General features: G+C 74.1%; 4 protein-coding genes and 1 pseudogene. 3 read left to right on the top strand and 2 right to left on the bottom strand.

What is annotated here, in order from left to right:
• Positions 1-2,254: pseudogene (locus GQS09_RS26840) on the bottom strand (hypothetical protein); the annotation flags it as partial.
• Between the two features lie 216 nt (positions 2,255-2,470).
• Here GQS09_RS26840 and GQS09_RS26835 point away from each other — a divergent pair.
• Genes GQS09_RS26835 through GQS09_RS26825 form a run of 3 tightly spaced genes read left to right on the top strand, consistent with a single transcriptional unit; the run spans position 2,471 to position 4,137 of the window.
• A complete protein-coding gene (locus tag GQS09_RS26835; RefSeq protein ID WP_165990131.1) occupies positions 2,471-3,388 on the top strand; it encodes a serine/arginine repetitive matrix protein 2 in 918 nt (305 codons plus the stop codon).
• Between the two features lie 56 nt (positions 3,389-3,444).
• Positions 3,445-3,753, top strand: a complete 309-nt coding sequence (locus GQS09_RS26830; protein ID WP_165990130.1) for a M3 family metallopeptidase — start codon at positions 3,445-3,447, stop codon at positions 3,751-3,753.
• Positions 3,754-3,801: 48 nt separating this feature from the next.
• Positions 3,802-4,137: a hypothetical protein gene (locus GQS09_RS26825; RefSeq protein WP_313896359.1), complete on the top strand. Its 336-nt coding sequence runs from the start codon at positions 3,802-3,804 to the stop codon at positions 4,135-4,137.
• A gap of 63 nt (positions 4,138-4,200) precedes the next feature.
• On the opposite strand, the gene GQS09_RS26820 is transcribed toward GQS09_RS26825, so the two are convergent.
• On the bottom strand, positions 4,201-5,026 hold an 826-nt coding region (locus tag GQS09_RS26820; RefSeq protein ID WP_399552615.1), incomplete at its 5' end, for an AAA family ATPase.

Here is a 5,026-nt window from a genome sequence, read left to right as displayed (position 1 = left end):
CGGCACCGCCGGGGGCCGCGGCGCCGGGGGCCGCGGCGACAGGGACGGCGGCGACAGGGACGGCGGAACCCGGTACCACCGTTCCGGGGAGCGCGGCGGGCGGCGGGTCCGCGATCCGCGCACCGGGCCCGGGCGCTTCGATCCGGGCGGCGGGGGCCGGCACGGAGGGCACCGAGGACACCTCGATCCGTCCCACCGAGGACACCGCGGCCCCGGCCGCCGCCGCGGCGCCGTTCACCGGCACGTCGACCGGTGCCGCCGGAAGCCCGGCCGCCCCGCCCGGGGTCTGCGTCAGGTGCGGCAGCGCGCCGAGCTGGGGCAGCGGCACGTGCCCCACTCCCGGCGCGAGGAGGCCGCCGGAGAGACCGTTGCCCGGTACCCCTCCCGCTCCGGCGCCCACGCCGCCGGTCTCGCCGCGCACGGTGAGCGAGGGCAGGTCGGCGATCCGTGTGCCGGCCCCCGGCAGCTCCACCCGGCCGGCCGCGGTGCCGGCCTGGCCCAGGTCCGCGCCGCCGACCGTGACCACCGCCGGGGCCGGCACGGGGACGGCCGGCGCCAGGCTGCCCGCCCCGGGCGTCACCACCAGGGCGCCGTTCGGCGTTACCGGCGAGAACTGGCCCAGCGTGGGCAGGGTGGCCCCGCCGGTCGCCGGGAGGTCCGCGATCGCCGTGCCGGGCGGCGGCGCCAGCAGCAGAGTCCCGGAGGAGCCGATACCGATCGGACCCGCGTGCAGCGGCCCCGACAGCAGCCCGCCGCCGAACTGCGGCAGGGTCAGCGGGCCCCCGAGCCCGGCCGGCGACGGCATCACCGGCGGCGGCACCACCACGCCCGGGAATCCGCCGAGCCCGGCCCCGCCGCCCGCCGCCCCGGCGGGCCCGGCCGGGCCGAAACCGCCCGGGCCGGCCGGCAGACCGCCGCCGAGGCGCAGCGCCGTCAGCCGCCCGGACGGAGTGGCGGACAGCCCGCCGCCGGAGGTGTGCAGGGGGCCGGAGGAGAAGTCCGGCCGGATGCCGCCGGTGTCGCGTCCGGCCCGGAACAGGTCCAGGCCGGCGGCGGCACCGCCGGAGATCTTGCTCGCCGCGCCGGGGAACTGCCCGTCGAAGAACGCGCCGTAGCGGTACCTGCCGAACAGGCCGCGGTCGATGAAGCCGATCCGGAAGGCGGTCCGCATCCCGAGCGCCATCTCGTCGGCCGCCACCGGCAGGAAGAACCGGAGGAACCGCCAGCCGGCCACCCCGCCCAGCATGGTGCGGCCGAGAGTCGCCGTGAAGCTGCCGAACCGGATCAGGCCGCGGAGGGTGGCATACCCCGCGCCGCCGATGGTGGTGATCACCGCGAAGTCGGCGAGCTGCACGAAGTTCCGGAACGGCGCCACCGGCCCCAGCTGCCACAGGCCGCGGCTGCCGCGCATCCATGTCGCCGCGGCCATCACCGTGTCGTCCAGGCCGTAGATCATCCGGAAGCCGAATCCGAAGCCGCCCGGGCCCCCGCCGAAGAAGTTCCGGGCGCCGCTCCAGGTGCGGCTGCCCAGCCCGCGCAGCCCGGTCCACAGCCGGCCCAGGTGCAGGCCCTTGGTGGTCGGTGCGATCACGCCGAGGACCGCGAAGACGAGTTCGGTCACGCCGGCGTCGCCGCGCGCGAAGTCCACCGCCGTCTTGATCAGGATCGCCACGTTCAGGCCGATGGCGAACAGCGCGAGCGGACCCCCGACGATGATCGCCGGCACGATCAGGATGATCGCGATCCACTGGAGCGCCTTCCAGAACTCCTCGCACTGGTCGACCGGGGAGGCGATGCTGCGCCCCGCCTCCCGCAGCGCGGCGGCGGCGGTGGCCGCGGCCTCTCCCGCCGCCCGCCCCGCGTCCTCGGCGATCGCGCGCTGGGCGGCGCGGCCCTCCTCGTCGTCCCCGGGCAGCCCCGCGGCCTCGGCGAGGGCGGTGTCGGCGCGCTGCTGCTGGGCGCGCAGCACTTCGGCGTAGGTGGTCAGCGCGGACCGGGCGCTCTCCTGCGCGGAGCGGAAGGTGGAGACGAAGGTGCGCAGGTCGCCGTCGATGACGTCGCGCAGCGCGTCGGCGGTCTTGCCGACGAAGGCGCCGTCGGTGGTGTTGAGGATCTCGGTGAGGCCCTCGTCGATGGTCTCCGCCATGGTGATCAGCTCGCCCTGGTCGGCGATCACCAGGTCGATGCGGCCGGGGTCGCCGGGGACCGGATCGCCGCCGAGGCCGAGCGGGCTCCAGTCGTCGGGACGCGGCATCGTGGACGTCCCCTCCCCCACCGTTCTCGGTCCGCGGCTGCCTTCCTGACCCCTCTACGCACCGGGGGAACCGCCGGGTTCAACGCGTCCGGTGTGAGCCACGTCAAGTTGCGCGGCCCGTTGAACCCTGGCGCGGCCCCGGTGCGTAGAGGGAATGGACCCGGCCGCCCGGCGGATCACCGGGAACGGCAGAAGCACGGAGGGGGCCAGCCGCGGATGCCCGACTTCTCCATCGACTACACGGCCCTGCACACCGCGCAGGAGAAGATGCGCTCGCTCGCCGACACCGCCGAGGACGGCGGTGCCACCGGCGAGTTCAAGGCCCTGGGCGACGCCACCACGGGAGAGGCCCGGGCCGTGCTGGGCGACGCGGGCCTGGCCAACGCCTTCCACAGCTTCTTCCGCTACTCCCGGATGCGGACCAAGGAGGCGGAGGACGGCCTCAGGGAACTCGCGGAGGTCTTCGGCAGCGTCTCCAACGTCTTCTTCGACGCCGACGCGCAGCTCTCCAGCAGCGCCGGGCTGATGGGCAGCAGCATCGGGCTGAAGGACTGGCTCGACCAGCGGAAGGCGTGGGACGCCTGGCAGACCTCGATGGCGGAGTGGAACGCCTATCTGGAGGAGATCGGCGCCAAGGAGTACTTCGACGCCCACCCGGACGCGGACATCGGCGAGGTCTGCCGGGCGGACGGGGCACCGGAGTGGTGCCGGACCTGGGAGGAGGACGACGACGCCCCCTACCAGCCCGGCGAGCCCCCGCCCCGCCCCGCGGACGACCCGCCCACGGAGTACGTCCACACGGACGAGAACGGCACCACCAGGGTCACCCTGGAACTCGACGACGACTACAACGTGATGCGGGAGGTCTCGGAGATCACCACGGCCGACGGGCAGACCTTCCGCTCCGAGACCGTCTACGGCACCCCGCCGCAGATCGTCACCCCGGAGAACGGCGAGCCCTTCGACGCCCGCGACTACACCATGACGACGACCTACGCCGACGGCACCGAGTCCGTCACCACCGTCGTCATCAACGAGGACGGCTCCGGGACCATGACCGAGAAGTCGGGGGACGAGACCACCGTCTACACCCGCTCCGGCCCCGGGGCGGAGTGGCAGAAGACGGAGGAGTGACGGGAAGCCGTCCTCCCCCGGCGCAGCGCACCGATACCGGCAAGGAGAACCGGCCCATGGCGGCGAACATCAGCCTCACCTACTCGGAGATCGAGACCGTCTGCAACACCCTGGACAGCAGCGTGGAGGACACCCTGGTGCCCCGGATGAAGGAGGCGAAGGCGGAGGTGGACGAGCTGCTGGAGAACGCCCTGGTGCTGGTGCAGTCCAGCCCGGCGCTGCAGCAGCAGTACGAGAAGTTCACCACCGCGCTCACCGAGGCCACCGACAGCATCAAGCAGTACGCCAACCAGTTCCGGCAGATCAAGAAGTCCGTGGAGGACATGGACCAGGAGATCGCCAACAAGGTGAACAGCAGCTCCTGACCCTCCTTCCGCACCCGTCCCGCGTCTGATTCAGCCACCGGAGGAACCGTGTCGGACCTTCCCGACGTACTCTTCGACTACGACGAGATCGGCCGCGTCGCCGAGACCATGGGCATCAAGCTCGGTGAGATCTCCGACGAACTCGGCGAACTGGAGACCACCGTCAGCGGTCTGCTGCAGAACGGACTGGTCTTCGAGAAGGCGAGCCCCGCCCTGACCGAGGCGTACAACGCCTTCAGCGAGCAGATGAAGAAGTCGGCGAGCACCATCCAGGAGTACGCGAACACCTTCACCGAGCTGGCGAAGGCGATGGAGGAGTCCGACCTGGACATCACCGCCGAGGTCGAGCGGGCCCGGCAGGAGGCCGGCGGCTCGGAGGAGTGACCCCGCGCGGCCGGGGACCGGGGGCGGGGGCGTCCCGCGCCGGGACGCCCCCGCCCCCGCCCCTCAGCCGTCCAGCACCGTCAGCGGCACCTGGACGGCGACGGCGGTGCCCGCCGGGCCGCTCGTCCAGCCGCGGCCCGGCACCAGCGGCGTCCGCACCTGCTCCGACGAGATGCGGGTGCCGATGAGGTCGCCCTCGGAGATCGACTTGGGGGCCATCAGCACCCCCTGCCGGGAACGGCGCACCGCGCCCACCCAGCCCAGGCTGCTCATCGACTCCGGCTGCCCGGCCACCAGCAGACCCCGGCCCTCGTCCCGGCCGGAGACCGCAACCTGCTTGAGCACCTTGTCGGCCGCGGCGTTCAGCAGCAGATCGGCGTCGTCCACCACCACCACGGTGGGGCGGCCGCGCAGTTCCTCCAGGGCCTCCCGGACGGTGTCCGCCGCCGGATCGGGACCGGCCAGCACCCGCGCGAGGTCGTGCGCGGCCAGCTTGCGCAGCTGCGAGTCCCGCGGCGTGATCACCAGCAGCGAGGTGCCGCCGACGAGCAGGGAGACGCACATGGCGGCGAGGGTGGTGGAACGGCCGGAGCGGGGCGGCCCGATGACCATGTAGCTGCCGCCGCCGGCGGTGAAGTCGTGGCCCAGGGGCTCGGCGGTGTCGCCGCCGACGCCGACCAGCGCCCACAGCGGGCGGCGCAGACGGTCCGGCAGCCGGCCCGCCACCTCCTGGAAGCCGATGAGAGTGGGCAGTTCGGCGATCCGGAAGGCCCGGCGCGGAGCCGGGACGGAGGCGTCGCGGGAGGCGGCGCGCCGGCCGATCAGGCGCAGCGCCTCCGCCTGGTCGCCCGCGGCGGGCGGACCGGGGTCGCCGGGCGCGCCCCGCGGG

Origin of the sequence: Streptomyces sp. YIM 98790 (assembly GCF_011421595.1) — a bacterium.
In the GTDB taxonomy this organism is placed as follows: domain Bacteria; phylum Actinomycetota; class Actinomycetes; order Streptomycetales; family Streptomycetaceae; genus Streptomyces.
Note: the sequence above shows the minus strand (reverse complement) of the source record. Positions and strands in the feature narration are given on the sequence as shown.

Excerpts from the sequence above, each read along its gene's own strand:
- GQS09_RS26835 (WP_165990131.1), top strand. The coding sequence starts at position 2,471 with ATGCCCGACTTCTCCATCGACTACACGGCCCTGCACACCGCGCAGGAG.
- GQS09_RS26830 (WP_165990130.1), top strand. The coding sequence starts at position 3,445 with ATGGCGGCGAACATCAGCCTCACCTACTCGGAGATCGAGACCGTCTGC.